The 259-nt window shown below is 58.3% G+C and carries 1 protein-coding gene; it reads right to left on the reverse strand.

Features of this window, described 5'->3' with window-relative positions:
* Positions 1–259: type-F conjugative transfer system secretin TraK (locus RTW80_RS29830; RefSeq protein ID WP_312721761.1), on the reverse strand; the 259-nt coding region annotated here is incomplete at both ends.

A 259-nucleotide genomic window follows, 5' to 3' on the forward strand; every position in this document is an offset into this window, starting at 1 on the left:
GGTGTCTCCGTCATCTGAAAACACAATCCAGGCGTAGCCTTCGCCACCGGCGTACAGTTTGTTTTGTGACAGCATCACGGCTCTGACGCCCTTGCGCCAGAAGTCACGCTCACGCAGGTCGCGGGTGATGTTTCCGGGGTTACTCATCCGGAAGCGCACGACAAGCAGGTGGTTACACACAAACTGGCGTTCCGGTGTCAGGTGTACATCACTGGCGGGGGTGTATGCCGGCATGCGGCTGACCGGATATTCCTGGTAG

It is taken from the genome of Escherichia sp. AM3 (assembly GCF_032029835.1).
Taxonomy (GTDB): Bacteria; Pseudomonadota; Gammaproteobacteria; order Enterobacterales; family Enterobacteriaceae; genus Escherichia; species Escherichia coli.